This is a genomic window from Paraburkholderia flava (assembly GCF_004359985.1).
GTDB lineage: Bacteria > Pseudomonadota > Gammaproteobacteria > Burkholderiales > Burkholderiaceae > Paraburkholderia > Paraburkholderia flava.
Genome location: NZ_SMRO01000002.1, coordinates 1,789,292 through 1,809,543 on the forward strand (window position 1 = coordinate 1,789,292; position 20,252 = coordinate 1,809,543).

The 20,252-nt window shown below is 61.9% G+C and carries 18 protein-coding genes; 11 read left to right on the top strand and 7 right to left on the bottom strand.

Annotated features, from left to right (window positions below):
• Nucleotides 1–108 precede the first annotated feature (108 nt).
• A complete protein-coding gene (locus tag E1748_RS19485; RefSeq protein WP_133648794.1) occupies nt 109–1,236 on the top strand; it encodes a porin in 1,128 nt (375 codons plus the stop codon).
• Between the two features lie 23 nt (nt 1,237–1,259).
• On the opposite strand, the gene E1748_RS19490 is transcribed toward E1748_RS19485, so the two are convergent.
• Complete coding sequence (locus tag E1748_RS19490; protein WP_205965260.1) at nt 1,260–2,660, bottom strand: ATP-binding protein; 1,401 nt, start codon at nt 2,658–2,660, stop codon at nt 1,260–1,262.
• The gene (locus E1748_RS19495; protein ID WP_133648796.1) at nt 2,660–3,319 is read right to left on the bottom strand and encodes a response regulator; all 660 of its coding nucleotides are present in this window, start codon (nt 3,317–3,319) and stop codon (nt 2,660–2,662) included. Before E1748_RS19495 ends, E1748_RS19490 begins: the two co-directional genes overlap by 1 nt.
• A gap of 349 nt (nt 3,320–3,668) precedes the next feature.
• Here E1748_RS19495 and E1748_RS19500 point away from each other — a divergent pair, with 349 nt between their 5' ends.
• Nucleotides 3,669–5,087, top strand: a complete 1,419-nt coding sequence (locus E1748_RS19500) for a S41 family peptidase (protein ID WP_166653593.1) — start codon at nt 3,669–3,671, stop codon at nt 5,085–5,087.
• Between the two features lie 36 nt (nt 5,088–5,123).
• Here E1748_RS19500 and E1748_RS19505 read toward each other — a convergent pair whose 3' ends face one another.
• A complete protein-coding gene (locus E1748_RS19505; protein WP_133648798.1) occupies nt 5,124–5,864 on the bottom strand; it encodes a GntR family transcriptional regulator in 741 nt (246 codons plus the stop codon).
• 244 nt (nt 5,865–6,108) lie between these two features.
• Between E1748_RS19505 and E1748_RS19510 the strand changes: the two genes are divergently transcribed.
• The 3 genes from E1748_RS19510 to E1748_RS19520 all read left to right on the top strand — a co-directional run bounded on the left by E1748_RS19510 (nt 6,109) and on the right by E1748_RS19520 (nt 9,612).
• Nucleotides 6,109–6,540 carry a VOC family protein gene (locus E1748_RS19510; RefSeq protein WP_133648799.1) on the top strand — a complete coding sequence of 144 codons (432 nt, stop codon included), beginning with the start codon at nt 6,109–6,111 and terminating at the stop codon, nt 6,538–6,540.
• A gap of 247 nt (nt 6,541–6,787) precedes the next feature.
• Entirely contained in the window at nt 6,788–8,104 is a 1,317-nt protein-coding gene (locus E1748_RS19515; protein WP_133648800.1) for an MFS transporter, read from the top strand.
• 440 nt (nt 8,105–8,544) lie between these two features.
• A complete protein-coding gene (locus E1748_RS19520) occupies nt 8,545–9,612 on the top strand; it encodes an SGNH/GDSL hydrolase family protein (RefSeq protein WP_133648801.1) in 1,068 nt (355 codons plus the stop codon).
• Nucleotides 9,613–10,344: 732 nt separating this feature from the next.
• Here E1748_RS19520 and hpaR read toward each other — a convergent pair.
• Nucleotides 10,345–10,743, bottom strand: a complete 399-nt coding sequence (hpaR, locus tag E1748_RS19525) for a homoprotocatechuate degradation operon regulator HpaR (RefSeq protein WP_133649440.1) — start codon at nt 10,741–10,743, stop codon at nt 10,345–10,347.
• 222 nt (nt 10,744–10,965) lie between these two features.
• On the opposite strand from hpaR, the gene E1748_RS19530 reads away from it, so the two are divergent.
• The 6 genes from E1748_RS19530 to hpaH are packed head-to-tail and all read left to right on the top strand — an operon-like array spanning nt 10,966 to nt 16,127.
• Nucleotides 10,966–11,754 carry a fumarylacetoacetate hydrolase family protein gene (locus E1748_RS19530; RefSeq protein WP_133648802.1) on the top strand — a complete coding sequence of 263 codons (789 nt, stop codon included), beginning with the start codon at nt 10,966–10,968 and terminating at the stop codon, nt 11,752–11,754.
• Nucleotides 11,751–12,530, top strand: a complete 780-nt coding sequence (locus E1748_RS19535) for a fumarylacetoacetate hydrolase family protein (RefSeq protein WP_133648803.1) — start codon at nt 11,751–11,753, stop codon at nt 12,528–12,530. The genes E1748_RS19530 and E1748_RS19535 overlap by 4 nt, the downstream gene beginning before the upstream one ends.
• Nucleotides 12,531–12,555: 25 nt before the next feature.
• A complete protein-coding gene (hpaE, locus tag E1748_RS19540) occupies nt 12,556–14,013 on the top strand; it encodes a 5-carboxymethyl-2-hydroxymuconate semialdehyde dehydrogenase (protein WP_133649441.1) in 1,458 nt (485 codons plus the stop codon).
• Nucleotides 14,014–14,017: 4 nt separating this feature from the next.
• Nucleotides 14,018–14,881, top strand: coding sequence for a 3,4-dihydroxyphenylacetate 2,3-dioxygenase (gene hpaD, locus E1748_RS19545; RefSeq protein WP_133648804.1), 864 nt, complete (start codon nt 14,018–14,020; stop codon nt 14,879–14,881).
• 34 nt (nt 14,882–14,915) lie between these two features.
• On the top strand, nt 14,916–15,314 hold the full coding sequence (locus E1748_RS19550; RefSeq protein WP_133648805.1) for a 5-carboxymethyl-2-hydroxymuconate Delta-isomerase: 399 nt from the start codon (nt 14,916–14,918) through the stop codon (nt 15,312–15,314).
• 9 nt (nt 15,315–15,323) lie between these two features.
• Nucleotides 15,324–16,127 carry a 2-oxo-hept-4-ene-1,7-dioate hydratase gene (gene hpaH, locus E1748_RS19555; protein WP_133648806.1) on the top strand — a complete coding sequence of 268 codons (804 nt, stop codon included), beginning with the start codon at nt 15,324–15,326 and terminating at the stop codon, nt 16,125–16,127.
• Nucleotides 16,128–16,184: 57 nt separating this feature from the next.
• On the opposite strand, the gene E1748_RS19560 is transcribed toward hpaH, so the two are convergent.
• The 3 genes from E1748_RS19560 to E1748_RS19570 form a co-directional block, all read right to left on the bottom strand.
• Complete coding sequence (locus tag E1748_RS19560) at nt 16,185–16,979, bottom strand: MipA/OmpV family protein (RefSeq protein WP_240766753.1); 795 nt, start codon at nt 16,977–16,979, stop codon at nt 16,185–16,187.
• A 480-nt stretch (nt 16,980–17,459) separates the two neighbouring features.
• On the bottom strand, nt 17,460–17,687 hold the full coding sequence (locus E1748_RS19565) for a hypothetical protein (protein WP_133648808.1): 228 nt from the start codon (nt 17,685–17,687) through the stop codon (nt 17,460–17,462).
• Between the two features lie 138 nt (nt 17,688–17,825).
• Nucleotides 17,826–20,249: a tetratricopeptide repeat protein gene (locus tag E1748_RS19570; RefSeq protein ID WP_133648809.1), complete on the bottom strand. Its 2,424-nt coding sequence runs from the start codon at nt 20,247–20,249 to the stop codon at nt 17,826–17,828.
• Between the last annotated feature and the right edge of the window lie 3 nt (nt 20,250–20,252).

The window sequence follows — 20,252 nt, forward strand, 5'->3', positions numbered from 1 at the left end:
TTACCGACGTTTCTCCGGCTTCCGCGAAAGAAGCGCGAAGGGTTGATCTGACTAAGCTTTGGGCTGCTACACAAGTCGACAGATCAATTCAACGAAGCGGAGGAGACGATGGTGAAGAAATCCCGGTTATGGCTGGTTGCGGGCACGGGCGTGCTGGTGGCCGGACATGCGCAGGCTCAATCGAATGTTCAGCTGTACGGCCTGATCGACCTCAGTGCGGTGTCCTATCAGACGCATGCAAATGCGGCCGGCGATCATAGCGTTTCGATGGGGATCAACGGCGAGCCGTGGTTCAGCGGCAGCCGCTTCGGCATGAAGGGCGCGGAAGATCTGGGCGGTGGTATCAAGGCGATCTTCAAGCTCGAAGCCGAGTATCGGGTCAGCGACGGTGCAATGGAAGACCCGGGACAGATCTTCGATCGCGATGCGTGGGTGGGTGTGGAAAGCGCAGAGTTCGGCAAGATCACGGCCGGTTTCCAGAACACGGTAGCGCGCGATGCTGCGGCGATCTACGGCGATCCGTACACCAGCGCCGCGCTCACAACGGAAGAGGGCGGCTGGACCAACACGAACAACTTCAAGCAGCTGATTTTCTACGCGGGCAGCGCGACCGGCACGCGTTACCAGAACAGCGTGGTGTGGAAGAAGCTGTTTCAGAACGGCATTTTCGCGGCGGCAGGCTACGCGTTCGGCAACCGGACCAGCTTCGGCAACAACGCCACCTACACGGCCGCGCTGGGCTATAACGGCGGACCGTTCAACCTTTCTTCGTACTACAACCACGTCAACAACAACGGTTTTACCAACAAGTCCTACTCGGTCGGCGGCAACTATACCTACGGTATCGCTCGCGTGAATGCCGGTTATTTCCATTACACCGGCGAGCAGGGTGCGCTGGGGCAGCGCAAGGACAATGCGTGGACCGTGTCGTTCAAGCTCGCGCCTAAAGGACCGCTCGATTACGAAATCGGCTACCAGCAGATGCACACGACGAACGCGGCGTTCGACGACACCGGTGGCATCGCCAACGCGAACCTGACCTTCGATCCGGACACCGGCACGGGTAGCGGCTACAAGGAAACGCTGTATGGGTCGGTGTTCTATCACCTGTCGAAACGCACGGAGCTCTACGTGGCCGGCGACTATATGCGGCTGCACAAGGGCTACGTGGTCGCCACGACATACGGCGCGAAGAACCAGCTTGAACTGACGACGGGCATCCGCACGCGCTTCTAACGCGATCCAGTGACGTCAGGATGTCACCGCGCGGCGACGTACACGGGAAACGACACGTCGACCGCCAGTCCGCGACCCGCGATGCCGGCACCGAGATGCAGGTTTGCGTCGAAGTGCTCGGCAATCCGGGCGACGATCGAGAGTCCGAGCCCACTGCCCGTCGCATGCGTGCCGGTTGCGCGGAAGAACCGGCCGGTGAGATGTGCGAGATCGCCGGCCGCGACGCCTGGACCGTCGTCGCGCACGCTGACGTGGACGCGATCGCCGTCCTGCTGCACCGCGACTTCAATATGGCCGCCTGGGCGCCCGTACTTGATCGCGTTGTCGATCAGGTTGTCGAACAGGATGCCGATCAAAACCGGCTCGGCATCGATCTCAGCGTCGGCGTCGCCGTGCAGCGACACGGACATATTCTTCTGCTGTGCGTTGCCTTCGTTCGCGAGGATCGCGTCGTTCGCGACGTCGGCCGGTTTAAGCGGTGCGCTCGCGATCTTTTCGTGTTCGTCGAGACGGGCCAGCAGCAATAACTGTTCGGCAAGGCGTGCGCTGCGATCCACGCCTTGTACGACGCGCTCCATCGCAAGCCGTTGTAACGATCTGTCCGGTTCGCCCAGTGCGACCTGCGCCTGAACCTTGATTGCAGCAAGCGGCGTTTTCAGCTCGTGGGCCGCGTTCGCGGTGAACGCGCGCTCGCGTTCGAGCGATTGCCGCAGTCGCGACAGCAGCACATTGATCGCATCGACGAGCGGTCGGACCTCGGTGGGCGCACGACCGATATCGACGGATTCGAGCCGGTTGACATCGCGTGAGCGGATCGCGCCCGACAGCGTACGCAGCGGCGCCAGGCTCCAGCCGATCGCGAACCACACCAGCAATGCCAGCACCGGCAACGCGAGAATGACGGGTCGCGCAATCCGGCGCGCGACGCCGCTCACCAGATCGCTGCGGGTATTGGCGGGTTCGAACACACGGACGGTGTGCCCGAACGTGGTTTCTCGCAGCGTGAACGTGTGCCACTCGGTATTGCCGAGCACGATGGTTCTTGCGCCGCTGACCGGGGGCAGCGGCAGATCCCACGCATGCAGCGCGCGCAATTGCGGACTGCCTGCAAGCACATGCCCCTGCGCGTCGCGCACCTGGAACAGCGCGTCGCGTGGCAACGTGTCGTCGTCGTCATCGTCGTTGGCGCCAGGGTCGCCGCCTCTCTCTTCGTCGCGCGTATCGATCCGCGCATTCGCGAGCGTAACCAGATCCTGCTGACCAAGCTGCCCGAGAATCTCCGACAGTTCGGCGAGCCGCGCGTCTTCCCATTCCGCTACCTCATGCGTGGCCTGCCGGTAGCTCGACACCACCGCGACACCCCAGATCAACGCGAGGCCCGCGAGGATCAGCAGCATCAAACGGCGGCGGATCGACGACCACATCACGGGCGCTCCACGACGTAACCGACGCCGCGCACCGTGCGGATCAGATCGGTGCCGAGCTTCTTGCGCAGATTGGACACATGCACTTCGATCGCGTTGCTTTCGATTTCTTCCTGCCAGCCGTACAGGCTTTCTTCGAGCTGCGAGCGCGATTGCGGAATGCCTTGATGGGTTAGCAACTGGATCAGGATGGCCCACTCGCGCGAGGTCAGTGCGACGCGCGTTGCGCCGAGCGTGACCGTTTGCGCGGAAGGGTTCACGGTCAGATCGCGATGCCGGATCACCTCGACGCTGCGTCCCTGCGAGCGGCGCAGCAATGCGCGGCAACGCGCGAGCAATTCCACAAGGTCGAACGGCTTGCCGAGGTAGTCGTCGGCGCCGGCTTCGAGTCCGTCGACGCGATCGAGCACCGTGCCTTTGGCCGTCAGAATGAGTACGGGGACGTCGTTGCCCGCGTCGCGCAGCCGCTTCAGCAGCTCCATGCCCGAAATTCTCGGCAGACCGAGATCGAGTATGACCAGCGCGTACGTCGTGGTGCGCAGCGCGAGATCGGCTTCGTGTCCGTCGAGTGCGCGGTCCACGGTAAAGCTTGCCTGCCGCAGGCCGGCTTCGATCCCGCAGCCGATCAGGTCGTCGTCTTCAACGAGTAGTACACGCATGAGAGTGGTCCTTCCAGAGTTTTACCGGCGGATGCGCAGGAAGGGTGGGAACGGTGTGCCGTATTGCGTACACGCCGCGTATGCGACAGCTTTTTGCAGATTGGTCACGTCGTGATCTCTCAGGTTTTCTTCAGCATGGGTCGATAGTATCCGTTGCCTGTCGACCCTGTCGTCTCGCTGTGCAGATGATACGACGTTGCGTTGTGGCGCAACGCGAAACGGAAATGAAAGCGTGGGCGGTTCGGTGTCGCGAGCTTTCCCGAATCCCGAACTTTGCTGGCCTGAAACAGCGGTGTTGTAACCTCTCATGCATCCGCCCGCACAAGCGCGGGTGCATGAGGAAAATCGCATGACCGTGGGTTCGTTCAGACGTCCGATCCGTATCGTTGCGTACGTGCTGGTATGCATGGCGTGGCTGACTGGCGCGCCCGCCATCGCGATGGCCGGGCCACCGCCCGCATCGCTTCCTCCCGATGATCTGCAACAACTCGAACAGGCCTTTGCGCTGATCAAACACGACTACGTGGCCCCTCCCGACGACGCGAAGCTGATGATCGGTGCGCTCAAAGGCATGGTCGGCGATCTCGATCCGCATTCGACGTTCTACGACCGTGAAGAATTCGCGCGGCTGCGGGAGCAACTTGCGGGCGGATTCGCCGGTGTCGGGCTGACGGTTGGTGAAGAATACGGGCAGATTCGCGTCTACGCGCCGATCGAAGACAGCCCCGCCGCGAAAGCGGGTATCCGCGCGGGCGATATCGTGTCGCGCATCGACGGCGTGCCGACTCAAGGGCAAACCGTCGCCGAGGCCGTGAAGCGCATGCGAGGCGACGCGGGTACGCAGGTGAAGCTCACCGTCTATCGCGGCAGCGACGATGAAACGCGGACGGTTACGATCACGCGCGCTTTCATCCATGCGCCGAGCGCGAAGTCACGTGTGCCGATCAAGGGCTATGGCTACATCCGCGTGAGCACGTTCGACGATCGCGCGATTCCCGATCTCGTGACGAGCCTGCATGCGTTAGCCGAAGCACGACCGCCGTTGAAGGGCCTTGTGCTGGATCTTCGTTCGAATGGCGGCGGCATCCTGCAGCAGGCGGTGGGTGTGGCGGGCGCGTTTCTGCCTGCCGGCGCGGCCGTCGTGACGGTCGAGGAGAGGGATCCTGCGAAGCGCAAAACGTATCGCAACACTTACGCCGATTACCGCAGCGGGTCGTCGACAAGCGATCCGCTAATCGGTCTGCCGGAGATGTTCAAAACGCTGCCGCTTGTCGTGTTGACGAACGAGCAATCGGTCTCGGTGACCGAAGTCGTCGCGGCTGCTCTGCAGGATTCGCATCGCGCGATCGTGATGGGGCGGCCGACGTTCGGTAAGGGCTCGATTCAGGTTACTGGGGGGCTGTCGAACGGCATGGGCATCACGCTGACGGTCGCGCGTTACTACACGCCGAGCGGACATTCGGTCCAGAATCGCGGCGTCGTGCCCGATCTGCGCGTCGACGACTATGCGGACGGCAACGCGGACGATCTACCCGCTGTTCGCGAGATCGATCTGGCGCATCACCTCGACAATCCGCAGGATCCGGATCAGGCCGCGCAGGAAGTGCTGCGCGAGCATGACGTGGTCGCGCAATTACGTGAGCACGAAGCGCGTGAGCGACGCAAGCCGCGTGCGCCGGTTGCGTTCGGCGAGTCGAACGATTTCATGTTGCGGCAGGCGTTGAACTGGTTGCGGCACAGACCCGTGTCGCTCGCGAAGCCGGAATAGATCCGTCCACGCAATGTCCACGCGATGTGCGCGTAGTCAGTCCTGCAGGCCCCGTACGTTGCGATACGAGCACTGGCTCGACTCGACGAAGCGTACGCGGAACTCGACCGGCTTGTCCTTGAACGTGTAGGCCGTGCGTTCGATGCGCAGTACAGGTGTGCCCGTTTCGATTTTCAGCGCGCTCGCGACATCCGCATCTGCCAGCGCTCCGCCCAGATCCTCGACGACGCGCACGACGGAAATACCGAAGTGCTCCTGGTAGAAACCATAGATCGAACCGCGTCGTGCGGCGAAGGCTTTTGCATCGAGGTTCGGAAAGACATCGAGCGGAAACCAAAGATGGTCGAGCATGACCGGCACGTCGTCGCACAGCCGCAGATTCTCGACGCTCGCAAGCCGCGCGCCGCGCTCGAGTTTCAGTGCGGCCGCGAGTGCGGGCGTTGCCCGCTCTTTCGCAAAGCGTAGCAGTTGTGCCGTGACGTGCACCGGCTCGCCATTCGCATCGACGAAATTGAAGTACTGATCGAACGCATGCTCGTCGGCGAACTTCGCGACGATCGTGCCGCGTCCCGCGCGACGGATCAGCAGCCGCTCGGCAACCAGCTCCTCGACCGCGCGCCGGATCGTGCCGATGCCGACGCCAAACGCATCGGCCAGTTGAGGCTCCGTCGGAATCTTGTCGCCTGCTGCCCACTCGCCGGTGTGCAGCCGTTCGAGTATTCCTGCACGAACGATTTCGTAGAGCGGCTGTTCGCCCGGGTTGCGGGTTGCTGGCATCGGATGAGCTTGAAAAAACGATGGGTGAAGAGGTCGGTGCGGGATCATTCCTGCATCGCGCGCCGCAAATGTCCGAAGGATACAGGATCGGCCTTCGCGCACTTTCGCTAACTAAAGCCTGTCCACAGCTTACGTCATTTCAATCGAATCATTCGAATGATTCGATTGACTTCGGAAAACAAGCGCCATAGACTTTGCTCCATCGCGCACCCTGATTCGCGCGGCAAACACCAGGAGCTATCCGATGCCGAATTTCATCAAGCACATTGCATTCAAGGTCGAAGATGTCGAGAAGGAGCGCGCGTTCTACGAGAACGTGTTCGGCTACCGGCACGTCAACACGGTGCTGCGCAAGGGCAAGAACGGCGATCACGTGTCGCACCATCTGACGGACGGCTACATGGATCTCACGCTGATCCACTATGAGTCGTCGAATTCCGACGAGGCCGATTTCGCTGGCCCCGCGCCGTGCATTCACCACATCGGTATGGAAGTCGAAGACCTCGATGCGTTCATCGAGCAGATCAAGGCAAACGGCGGCGAGATCCTCACGGCACCGGGTCATTTGCCGGTTAAGTTCCGTTCGCCGAATGGCCCGGTGGCGGAAGTCGTGCCGATGAAGCGCTGGGAGAAAGACACGCTGTCGGCGGGCGTGCATGGCGAAGTGCTGGAATAAGCGCTGGAATAAGCGGTTCACGCGTTGATTCGCGTAACCTCGCCATAGAGTGAGGCGCGGCCGACGCGCACTGTCCGTCCCACGCAGCGACGCAGGGCAGAGCAGAGCGGTAAGCAGGGTGCAGCAACGTACGCCATTCCGCGTGGCACGTATCGCGACGACGATACGTGCCACGAAAAAGGGCGGCGGTATACGCAGTCGCAACGACGCGCCATTCCCACGTGGCGTGCCTGCATGGAGAGAGACAATGGGAATCACTCGCCCGCGGAGACGGCTTTCCGCGACGACAGGCGTGCTGTTGGTTCTGTGCATCATGTCGTTCCTGATGTACATCGACCGCACCAATATTTCGACCGCTGCGCTCGTCATTCGACATGACCTGCGGCTGAACAACTCGCAGCTCGGCATCGTATTCTCGGCCTTCGCGATCACCTACGCGCTCGCGATGATTCCCGGCGGCTTCATCGGCGATCGGCTCGGCGCACGCAAGATGCTCGCGATCTGCGGTGTGTTGTGGGGACTCGGCACGCTGCTCACCGGACTCGCCGGCGGCCTCGGGACACTGCTGCTCGCACGCTTCGTCGTCGGCCTCGGCGAGAGCCCGATCGTGCCGGCATCGGCGAGGGCGTTGAACGCGTGGATGAAACCCGATCAACGAGGCTTCGCGCAGGGAATCACGCATGCATGCGCACGGCTCGGCAACGCGTCGACGCCGCTGGTCGTCGCAGCGTTGATTACGGCATTCTCATGGCACGTGGCATTCGTGATTCTCGGCTTCGCGAGCCTTGCATGGGTTGCGCTGTGGCTCTGGTACTACCGCGACAATCCCACCGATCATCCGCGCATCACGCCCGAGGACATCGCGCGTCTGCCTGCACGCGTGGGCACGAAACGCGTACCGATGCGTTGGGGACCGTTGCTGCGCGCGTTGTGGCCGGCCACTGTCGTGAGCTTCTGTCATGGCTGGATTCTGTGGTTCTTTCTGAACTGGATGCCTTCGTTTTTTTCGCAGGCCTATCACCTGGACATCAGACACTCGGCCGTGTTCAGTTCGGGGATTTTTCTGAGTGGGGTGGTGGGCACGACGCTCGGCGGTTCGCTGAGCGATCTGATGCTGCGGCGAACAGGCGATATCCGCCGCTCGCGGCAAACGCTGATCACCATCGGTTTCATCGCGCCGATCGTGTTCTTCGTGCCGATGTTTCTGCATCCGTCGTCGACGGTTGCTGCGCTGTCGCTCGCGGCCGCGCTGTTTCTGTCCGAATTCGTGACTGCGCCGTTGTGGGCGGTCGCGATGGATCTCGCGCCGAATCACGCGGCAACGTCGAGCAGCATCATGAATACAGGGCTCGGTATTGCCGCAGCGGTGTCGCCGCCGCTCGTCGGCTGGCTGGTGGATTGGATGCACTCGTGGCAGCCGGTGTTCGCACTGTCGATCTGTTTCCTCGTGCTCGGGCCGATTGCCGCGCACTGGATTCGTCCTGACCGGCCTTATCGGGGGGAGCCGGAAGGGGTTTCGAGGGAGGCTGATACGGCATTTGCGGCGCGGATGGATGCGTCGTAGGGGAGTGGCCTGTGAGCAGGCTGTTCATGCGATGACGGCCAAAACCAAACGAGATCAGGTCATAACCGACGTCGCCGCATGCCGGCGATCCGGCCGTAGCAAGTATCCACGTAAACGAACCGTCGAGCTGCTGCTGGCGCAAACCGGGTAGGGCGGAGCTCCCTGTCTGCAGCTACCCGCTAGCAGCATTCGCTCGACCTCTGACCGCTCTGGCGACAGAGCCCGACTCCATTTCTGCACTACGAATCCACGTGGAAAACAGCCGTGTTCGCGACGGTATGATTCGACTTTTGCGAATCAGGTACCGGGCTTAGTCAGGGCACCGCACAGGTACGCCAATCGATCTTGCCGCCTTCTGCACAGCAGGTAAGCTGTGGCGTATGCGGCTGTCACCAGAACAAGTTTATGCTTCGATACACCACATGACTCCGGAGTGCTCCATGCAGACGGTCCGTCGTTTTGCGTTCCTTGTGTTGACGTGCAGTGTTATCGGTTTGTCCTGTTCATCGAATGCATCGGCTGATTCTGCCGACGCGCAACGAAACCGCATGCAGGTCGTCTCGTTCGGAGACAGTCTTTCGGACGTTGGCACCTACGCATACGCTCGACAATTCGGCGGCGGCACCTACACCACTAATCCGGGCGCTGTATCCGTACAGATTATCGCGGAGCATTATGGATCACGACTGAGGCCAGCGTTGACAGGCGGCTTCGGGCAGCCAGGCGTTGTTCATCCGGAAGGACTCGGTTACGCCCAAGGGGGCGCCCGTGTCGCGGGGCCGCCGAACCCAAGTGACGCAACAGGCGACACCGGCGAGTTGCAGACTCCGTTGACTTTACAGGTGGCTGCCTATCTCCAGTCGCATACGCGCTTCACCGACCGTCAGTTGGTATTGATGCAGGGCGGGGCCAATGACGTTCAGGATGCCTATGGAGCATGGGCGGAAATGGTTGCGAGCGGGGGCGATCCGGATGCCTCTTTACAGGCAGTGCTACCTTCGCTGAGACAGGCAGCGCAGCAGTTTGCGGGACTGGTTCATAACGTGCGACAACACGGTGCCACACATATCGTTGTGCAAAACGTACCGGATATCGCCAGGGCACCGATCGCGAACCTTCTCGAGCAGCAACTGCCGGGCTCCGCAAACGTGCTTCGGCGACTGGCACAGGTATTCAACACTGCACTGGATGATTCGCTCCCGTCATCGCCCGCCGTGCTGCGGATCGATGCGTTCAGGTTCCTTGATCAGGTATCGGAGAATTATCGCCAGCTTGGTTTTCGCTTCGACGGCAGTGTCGGCACCAACGTAGCATGCGCGCCGGCAAACCTGCCTCAGGCATTTCAAGCCGATGACACCAGCGCGCTTTTTTGCTCGCGCTCGACGTATGTCTCGCCGCATGCAGACAACATCTACATGTTCGCCGACGCTTATCATCCGACGGCTCATCTGCAGAAACTTATAGCGGAATATGTCGTGGGGAGAATCGATATCTGGTTGCGTGGATGATATCGAACAGTCGAGAGCGGTATCTACTGGCGCTTCTCGCGGGGCGTACGAAGTCGAAGACGCGTACGGAGGTCGTGCTGGTGTTGCGGGGTCGGAAAGTCGAGGCATTCGCAGTGGGCATGTGAAGAATTGTAGGATTACGCTGTCTACAAAACTGAGGCCCAGATGCGAAAACTTTGCGTGCTTTTTGTCCTTGCGACCGTTACGTCGGGAGCGCTCGCGGCTACCAGTGGGTCGGTTCTTATGGGGCTGGGGTATGGTCGTTTTGAGGTGTCGCCCAGTCCGCGAGGGGCGATGTTGAGTGGTGAACAACTTCAGCCACCGATTTACATCGTAGCGCGGGAATGTTTTCGAAGGACTGCGGCGGAAACGTTGGTTCACGCTATTGAGGGCTTACCCGCGAACGTATTGGAAAGCGTGTTGCCCTGGGATCTGCAGTTTCTGGATACCTGGTCGCACTCAGCGTGCCGACTGCCCGCCGGGGACAGCGATGATGTTCCGTTTCAACTTGGCGGCAAATGATACGGGCGACTAATGTGAGGCGTGTCCAGCGCGTGGTCGAAGGATTGTCGCGAGTCAACAAAAAAGCCGCTTTGAAGGCGGCTTTAGGTCCGGGGCTGAGCGTGAGCCACTAACTTTCGTTCAAATTACAAACCCGCCTGTTTTGTTGATAATTTATATTATGTAAAATCAAATATCCAAGACAAACCATCTCTCCCAAACCACCAACGCTCACCCCTCCAACCCCACCAGCAACTCATCAATCGCCCGATAAACCCGCGCCACCGTTTCCGCTCCGACCTTGCGTTCCAGCTCCCGATAATTCGCCTCGATCTCTTTCGAAATCACGCGCACGAGCTCGAGACTCGTGTCGGTCAATTCCACACGCACGCGCCGTTGATCCTCGGTGAAGCGTTCCTTCGTGACGAGGCCTAGCGTCTCCATCCGTGCGAGCACGCCGGCCATGCTTGGACTCGAGATCGTGCATACGTCGGAGATCTGACGCGGCTCCAGTGGACCTTTTTCGTGCAGCGCACGGATCACGCGCCACTGCTGTTCGGTGAGCCCGTGCGCCGTAATCAGCGGACGAAAACGCTCCATCATCTTTTCACGTGCGCGCAGCAGCAGCATCGGCAGATTGCGGTGCAGAACACGGGAGGCAGTGGAAACTGGCATGGCAGAGAGATCGAAACAGTTGAACTGGTGACCCGCACAACTTCTCGGGGAAAACCCGCAAGCCGTCTAAAGTGAGTTGACCCTGTCGTCCAGCGAGCCCAATAATACTAACATGTTAGTGTTTATTCGACGGCCGGCAAACCGGCCATTCATGCGCTTTGTCGGGTGCTTTCCATCATGTTCGCACTGGCCGATTATCTGATTCACATCGAAGGCGAGCCGTTGCCGCGCGATATCGATGCGCGCTCAGCGACCGCACTGCTATGTGCGCACCCGAGATGCGCGGTGCCGGTCATTGGTGTCGTCTACGGCACGCTGCTCAACGATCGCGCGACGCTGGCCGCGCTCGGCGACGCGGTGTATGAAGCGCCCTACAAGGCGCCACCGAAAGCGCCGGTACTGTACGTGAAGCCGCGCAATACGCTGACGGGTCACGGCGCATCGATCGAGGTGCCTGAGAATGTCACCGGCGCAAGCGGATCCGGCGTCGAAGTCGGGGCATCGCTCGGCATCGTGATCGGTTGCACCGCGACGCGTGTCGCGGTTGCCGATGCATTCGACTACATCGCGGGCTACACGATCGTCGCTGACATGAGCGTGCCGCATGCGAGCGTTTATCGACCTTCCGTGCGTTTTCGCGCGCGAGACGGTTTCTGTGCGATCGGCCCTGCTGTGGTTTCACGTCGATACGCCAGTGATCCAGATCATCTCGCGATCCGCGTGAGCGTGAACGGTCACCAAGCGTTCGAGGCAAACACCGCATCCGTCGTGCGCGGTGTCGCGCAGCTTCTCGCCGACGTCACCGACTTCATGACGCTAAGCGCCGGCGACGTGCTCACACTCGGCGTGCCGCACGGTTCGCCGGTCGTCCATGCAGGCGACACCGCGACGCTGACGATCGCCGACTGGCCCTCGCTGAATCTGTCGTTCGTGGCGCCCCACTCCATCCACGGAGCCGAACGATGAAACGCGCCCGCGTCGCCTACGCCGGCGCAATCCACGAAGCGTACCCCGTCGACGCGATTAACAACGCAGACGTGCCCAGCGTAAAGCTCGCCGACGGCCGCATCGTGCACGAAGACGCCGTGGTCTGGCTCGCTCCATTCGACGTCGGAACGATCTTCGCACTGGGCCTGAACTACGCGGAACACGCGAAAGAACTGCAATTCTCGAAGCAGGAAGAGCCACTCGTGTTTCTGAAGGGGCCGGGCGCGGTACTCGGCCATCGCGGCTTTACGCGTCGTCCGGATGGCGTCGCGTTCATGCACTACGAGTGCGAGCTTGCTGTCGTGATCGGCCGCACGGCAAAACAGGTTTCGCGCGAAGATGCGATGACGTATGTCGCGGGCTATACGATCGCGAACGACTACGCGATCCGCGACTACCTCGAGAACTACTACCGCCCTAACCTGCGCGTGAAAAACCGCGACGGCGCGACGGTGCTTGGGCCCTGGTTCGTCGATGCATCTGACGTCGCCGACGTGAACCGTCTCGAGCTGCGTACCTACGTCAACGGCACATTGCGGCAACGAGGCAACACGTCCGACTTCGTCACCGGCATCGCGGAGCTGATCGAATACCTGAGCAGCTTCATGACGCTCGCACCCGGCGACGTGATTCTCACCGGCACACCGGAAGGCGTTGTCAACGTCGATGCGAGCGACGAGGTCGTCTGCGAGATCGACGGTCTTGGGCGTCTCGTCAACTTTATCGCGTCGGATGCGGATTTCGGCCGCACGTGAATTCAGGACTCTCTCCATGTCGACCCTGCGTATAGAACATCTGATCGACGGTCGCCCGCAAGCGGGCAGCGACTACTTCGAGACGGTCAATCCCGCGAACCAGCAGGTGCTCGCCGAGGTCGCGCGCGGCACGGCAACCGATGTCGACGCGGCCGTGCACGCTGCGAAAAACGCATTCCCCGCGTGGGCAAGCAAACCCGCTGCCGAGCGCGCGAAGCTGATTCGCCGGCTCGGCGAGTTGATCGCGAAGAACGTCCCGGAGATTTCCGAAGCCGAAACCAACGACACAGGCCAGACGATTTCGCAAACGCGCAAGCAACTGGTGCCCCGCGCAGCCGACAATTTTCAGTACTTCGCGGAGATGTGTACGCGCGTGGATGGCCATACGTACCCCACGGAATCGCATCTGAACTACACGCTGTTTCATCCGGTCGGCGTGTGTGCGCTGATTTCGCCATGGAATGTGCCGTTCATGACCGCGACGTGGAAGGTCGCGCCCTGCCTCGCGTTCGGCAACACGGCGGTGTTGAAGATGAGCGAACTGTCGCCGCTCACCGCCTCGATGCTCGGTCATCTCGCGCTCGAGGCTGGCATTCCCGCTGGCGTGCTGAACGTCGTGCACGGCTACGGCAAAGAAACGGGCGAGCCGCTTGTTGCGCATCCGGACGTGCGCGCCGTGTCGTTCACCGGTTCGACTGTGACGGGCAACCGCATCGTACAGAGCGCGGGGTTGAAGAAATTCTCGATGGAACTGGGCGGCAAATCGCCGTTCGTGATTTTCGACGATGCCGACTTCGAACGCGCGCTCGATGCCGCGGTTTTCATGATCTTCTCGAACAACGGTGAGCGCTGTACAGCCGGTTCGCGGATTCTCGTGCAGCGTTCGATCTACGCGCGTTTTGCCGAGCGCTTCATCGAGCGCGCGAAGCGGCTCACGGTCGGCGATCCGCTAGCCGACAGCACGATCGTCGGGCCGATGATCAGTCAGGCGCATCTTGCGAAGGTGCGCAGCTACATCGAGCTTGGACCGAAGGAAGGTGCGACGCTCGCGTGCGGCGGCATCGATGTGCCGGGGCTTCCGGACGCGTTGCGGCAAGGTAATTTCGTGCCGCCCACGGTATTCGTCGATGTCGACAACCGGATGCGCATCGCGCAGGAAGAGATATTCGGCCCGGTTGCATGTCTGATTCCGTTCGACGATGAAGCGCACGCGGTGCGACTCTCGAACGAGATCGCCTACGGCCTGTCGAGCTACGTGTGGACCGAAAATGCCGGACGCGCGCATCGCGTCGCTGCGGCGATCGAGGCCGGCATGTGCTTTGTCAACAGTCAGAATGTGCGCGATCTGCGTCAACCGTTCGGCGGTACGAAGGCATCGGGTGTCGGGCGTGAAGGCGGCACGTGGAGCTATGAGGTGTTTCTCGAGCCAAAGAACGTGTGCGTGTCGCTTGGGTCGCATCATATTCCGCGCTGGGGGGTATGACGCGATGGGAAAACTCGCACTGGCAGCGAAGATCACACACGTGCCGTCGATGTACCTGTCGGAACTCGATGGTCCGCACAAGGGCTGCAGACAGGCGGCGATCGACGGCCACCATGAGATCGGCCGGCGTTGTCGAGAACTCGGCGTCGACACGATCGTCGTGTTCGACGTGCACTGGCTCGTGAACAGCGACTATCACGTGAACTGCGCGCCGCAATTCGAAGGCTGCTATACGAGCAACGAACTGCCGCACTTCATCCGCAACATGTCGTATGCGTATCCCGGCAACGTCGAACTCGGTCAGCTGATCGCGCAGGTCGCGAACGAAATGGGCGTAAAGAGCCGCGCGCATAGCGACACGACGCTCGAACTCGAATACGGCACGCTGGTGCCGATGCGCTACATGAACGCCGACCAGCACTTCCGCACGGTGTCGGTGGCTGCGTGGTGCATGTGGCACGGCCTTGCGAGCAGCGCGCGCTTCGGCCTCGCGGTGCGCAAAGCGATCGAGGAACGCTACGACGGTACGGTCGCGATTCTCGCGAGCGGTTCGCTCAGTCATCATTTCGCGGACAACGGTCATGCGGAACAGTACATGCACAAGGTGTGGAGTCCGTTTCTCGAACAGATGGACCGCAAGGTCGTCGAACTATGGGAAGCCGGCGACTGGCAGACGTTCTGCGCGATGCTGCCGCTCTACAACGAGAAATGCTGGGGCGAAGGCGGCATGCATGACACCGCGATGCTGCTCGGCGCGCTCGGCTGGGATCGCTACGACGGCCGCGCTGAAGTGATCACGCCATACTTCGGCAGTTCGGGCACCGGCCAGATCAACGCGATTTTTCCGGTCACCGCCCTGCCCGTTTGAACCGCTACCGCCACACCACGAACAGGAGCCCGCGATGCCTCATCTGACGCTCGAATACAGCGCAAATCTCGCCGACGATGTGCAGCTCGACGCGCTTTGTCGCGACCTCGCGCAATGCCTCGACGCGCAGCGCGACGGCGACGCACGTGTTTATCCGACCGGGGGCATCCGCGTTCGCGCGATTCGCTGCGAGCACTATTGCATTGCCGACGGCCGGCCCGGCAGCGCATTCCTGCACGCAAACCTGAAGATGGCCGCGGGCCGCCCGGAAGCCGTCCGCAAAGCGACCGGCGATGCGCTCTTCGACGTGATCAAGCGACGCTTTGCGGATCTGTTCGAACGCGAGGGCCTTGCGCTCTCGCTCGAGATCGGCGAGTTCAGCGAAGCGGGCACATGGAAGCACAACAATCTGCACGCGCGCCTTAAAGGCTAGGGGCCGCACATGCTAGACGAACAGACCATCCGCACGCTTGCCGCGCAACTCGATCAGGCTGAAAAAACGCGCACGCAGTTGCGCCATTTTTCCGCCGCTTATCCGCAGATGACCGTGCAGGACGGCTATGCTATCCAGCGCGCGTGGGTCGAACTGAAGCTCGCCGAAGGACACACGATCAAGGGACGCAAGATCGGGCTCACGTCACGTGCAATGCAGCGCGCGTCGCAGATCGACGAACCGGATTACGCACCGTTGCTCGACAGCATGTTCATCGAGAGCGGCCAGGACATTCGCGTGGATCGTTTCATCGCGCCGCGTGTCGAGGTCGAGCTGGCGTTCATCCTGAGTCGTCCGTTGAAGGGTCCGGGTATCACGCTGTTCGACGTGCTCGATGCAACCGCGTGGGTGACGCCGGCGGTCGAGATCATCGATGCGCGGATCGAGCAGTTCGATCGAGAAACGAAGGCGCCGCGCAAGGTCTACGACACGATCTCCGATTTCGCGGCGAACGCGGGTATTGTGCTTGGCGGGCGTCCGATCAAACCGCTCGATGTCGATCTACGCTGGGTGGGTGCGCTGCTCTACCGCAACGGTGCAATCGAGGAAAGCGGACTGGCCGCGGCCGTGCTGAATCATCCGGCGACCGGCGTCGCGTGGCTCGCGAACCGGATCGCGCAGTACGACGAACAACTCAATACCGGCGACGTGATTCTCGCCGGGTCGTTTACGAGTCCGGTGCCGGCGCGCGCCGGCGATACGTTTCATGTCGACTATGGGCCACTGGGGACGATCGGGTTGCGGTTTGTTTGAACGATCTGTCGAGCAGTCGAGAGGCCGCGCACCGCCTCTCCCTGCCGTCACAACCACTCAAAACTGATAGTTCACCGACACATCCACCACCGCATTCGTCGAGCTCTGCGTGATCGGACTATGCGACGCCCGACCCACCAGTTGCTCGATCGCGCCGTCGGCAGTCATGAACCAGTGCTTGCGGAAAAACCAGACCATCGTGATGCCCGCGCCGAACGACTTCATCCCCGCGTTCGCCGAGTAGCGCGGGTAGCCGGAGCGTGCCGACTGTTCGCTGCTGACGCCGAACCAGCGGTTCATGTAGCGCGAATCCGCGAACGTGACGGTCGGGCCGCCGAACCAGTAAAACTTCTCCGAGCTGCCGGGCAACGGCATGTACGCGCTGAAGTCGCCGATCCAGCCGTCGGTGCCGCCGAGGCTGCGACGAATGTCCGCGCGCAGCACCAGCGGGAAGTCCTTCGAGATCACGTAGTCGGTTGCAATCTTGATCTCCGGCGCCGCGTTGATGTTGCCGAGGCCGTGCAGATGTTGCTGGTCGTCGGCCGCACGGCGGCCGAGATCGTACGCGATCGCGATGCTGGTGCGCCAGTGCGTGCCGTTGATAACGTTCGCGCCGATTCCGTCGCCCGTCGACGCGAAGAACAGATCGCGATAGCGCAGATCGAAGCTCGGTCCAACCATCATGTGGTAGCGGTCCGCACCGTCGTAGCGCGGCTGAAACGTCGTCGCTGCACCGAGGCGGAACGCCCAGTCGGGCTGCTTCTCGCCATATAGTTTTTGCAGCGGAATCCCGGACGAATACTGCCATTCCGCAAGCGGCGACGGCGTTTGCGCGTGCGCGGCCGTACTCATCGAAGCGGCATAGCCGCAGACGATCGTGACCACAGCGGCCGTCCCTCGACTGCCCCATTGCCACCCTCGCTTCGATATCCGCTTCTTCGGCGATATTCTCGTGTCGATCCGCATTCTTTGAACTCCCGGCGATGCGCCGGCGGCGGTGCCGGCAAAAAGCGGCGATTAAACGCGTGCGGGTCACCCGACGCGGTCGCCATCGTGTAAGAACGACGCGGCCGGAATACAGATTCCGCCGCAACCGGAACGCATGCACATCGATCAGCCTGGCGGCAGGTCAGATTTGCAGGTCCGGCGCGAGGTGTTCAGCAAACGGCGTTCCTGGGGACGGTGTAACGCGAAGGCGGGATGAAAAGCGGAGAATGCGGAGAACAGGAAATGCCCGCGCAGGCCACGCTGGCATGGGCGCAGGGAGAAGGCAGCGACTTGCTTAGGTGAGTGACGACGCGCATCCATGGTGCGGGACGAGCGCCGTGACGCTCATTCGGTCCTGTACCAGACGCGGATGCCCGAATACCAGTGACTGACGCTGGTATCGTCGCCGCTGCCGAACGTCGACAGACTTTCGATGTTGATCACGTCTACGCCATGCTCGGCGATCCAGCCGTTCGCGCGCTCGACGAGGGCCGCGGCGTTTTCGTAGGTGTGCCCCTTGATCAGGTGGCGTTGCACCACCTGACGTTCGAAATCGGCAAAAGCGATTTTCATCGATGTCTCCTGTCGACCCGAGTTAGCGCTTTAGCGCTTACTCGGGTCCCATGCAAGCGGCAAAGCTGTTTTTGTGCATCGCACCGATCCATGTTCGTCGCGTGTCGTTGCCGGAGCCAGTCTAGCAAATACGCCTGCTTAACGGTCGATATGCGTCGCCCCGATTTCCCCGTACGCGGCCTCGATCTGCCGCGCGAAACGCACCCCGTCCATCAGCGGCGAACGCTCCATCCGGCCGCGCAGATCACGGCGCAAGGTCGCGAGTGCCGGCAGGTCGGCAGCGAGCGCCAGTGCGGTGCGCACGAACGCGTCGTCGGTGAATGCGGCGAGCTCCGCGAGGCCGAGATTCGTCAACTGACTCAGCCCCCCGCGACCGACCGCCGTCTGCCCGACGCGGGTGACGACCGGCACGCCCATCCACAACGCGTCGAGGCTCGTGGTGTGGCCGTTGTACGGCAACGTGTCGAGCCCGATGTCGATGCCGCAATAGCTCGCGAGATAGTCCGCTCGCGGCCGGAACGGCACGAACGCGAGGCGCGCGATATCGATGCCCTGCGCTGCCGCACGCGCGGAAAGCCGTTCGCGTGCAATGCCGGGGGCGGCCATCAACACGAGCCGCGCGTCGGTCAGCGCGCTCATGACGCCCGCCCACATCCGCAGCGTTCGATCGGTCAGCTTGCACGGATTGTTCAGACAACCGAAGGTCACGTAGCCGTTTGCGAGTGCCGGCAGCGGGCCGGGTTCCGGCGGATTCGCCATCAACGGGTCGTAGCACCAGAACGTGTCGGCGAGCCGCACTGACTGTTCGCGGTAGTGCGCGCCGTGCTCCGGCGGATCGAGATGCGGATCGGTGAAACGATAGTCCATTGCCTCGAGCCCGGTCGTGCCTGGGTAAGCGAGCCATGCGACCTGTACCGGCGCAGGCTTGCGCGCAAATACCAATGGACGTCCATCGGCCATGTGCATCGTCAGGTCGACGAGGATGTCGATGCCGTCGTCGCGAATCGTGCGTGCGAGCTGCGCATCGTCGAGCGCGCGGACATCGCGCCACACGTCCGCATGCTGCGCGAGACGCGCGGTCATCGCATCGGGACGCTCGACGTTCGCATAGCAGACGATCTCGAATGCGCTGCGATCATGATGCGCGAGCAGCGGCATCAGGAACAGCGCCTGGCAGTGGTCGCGGAAATCCGCGGACACGTAGCCGATACGCAACCGTTGCGACGACCCGTGGCGACGTACCGTGCTGTCGTGAGAAAAACGGGCGGACCGCAGCGGGGCCTCATGAAGCGCAGACCATCGATGCGCTTCGTCGAGCACCGTACGCGCATCGTCGGACTGAAACGTCAACGCGTACAGCAGGTTGCTGTGTGCGATCACTTTGTCCGCATCGCAATCGATCGCGCAACGGTAGCTCACGATCGCTTCATCGAGTGCACCGCCATCCTTCAGCACGTTGCCGAGATTATTGTGGCTCACCGAATGCGTCGGCTCGACTGCAAGCGCACGGCGGATGCATGCTTCGGCTTCCTCGATACGGCCGAGCGTCCGGTGCAGGTTGCCCAGGTTGTTATGCGCGGCGACGTGTGCCGGCCGCAGTTGCAACGCCTGTTCGAACGCCTGGGCGGCGGCATCGAATGCGCCCCGCTGCTTCAGCACGTTGCCAAGATTGTTGTACGCGTCCGCGTGGTCCGGCTGCAGTTCGATCGCGCGACGATAGTGGGAGAGCGCATCCTCGTGACGGCCAAGCGCATGCGCGGCATTGCCGAGGTTGTAGGCGATATCCGCAGAGGATGGATCGAATGCGGCTGCACGCTCGATCAGTGCGAATGCTTCGGTGGCGTCACCCGCGTCACGCCGTTCGAGCAACGCGACGCCAAGATTCGCGTGTGCCGCTGCACTGTGCAGGTCTGCTTTTACCGCGTCTCGCAGCAACGCGATCGCTTCGTCATGCCGTCCAGCAGCGCGCAGCAATGTGCCGAGGTTTGTCAGCGCACCCGCATGGAGTCCGCCCGTAAGAGCGCGACGATACGCTGCTTCCGCGCGCGCCGTGTCGCCGAGCAACCGGTACGTATTGCCCAGATTATTCGATGCATCGACGTTGGCGGGTTCGCGCGCGAGCACGGCTTCATATTCGGCTGCCGCATCGTGCAGATCACCACACGCGTGCAACGTATCGGCCAGCAACATGCGGGCATCGGTGAGTGTCGCGTCGTCCGCGAGCAGCAAGCAGCATGCGTCGATCGCTTCGTCGAACTGCCGCAGTGTCGCGAGAATTTGTGCGCGCCCCAGGCGGTAACGCGATTCGCGCGGCGCGTACTCGAGTGCGACCTCGACGCAGGCGAGCGCCTGTGCTGTCCGGCCGCATTGCAGTTCGAGAATGCCGAGCCGGAAGCGCGTGTCCGCATGGGTCGGTTCGTCGGTGAGGATTGCTTCGTAGCTCACGCGCGCGGCAGCGAGATCGCCGGCGAGATGCAGTGCCCTGGCGTTCGCGATCTGCGTTACGTGCGTGGGATCGAACGCACTGCCCTGCTCTTCCTGTTCGGCTTCGTGCGTCGTCATGAT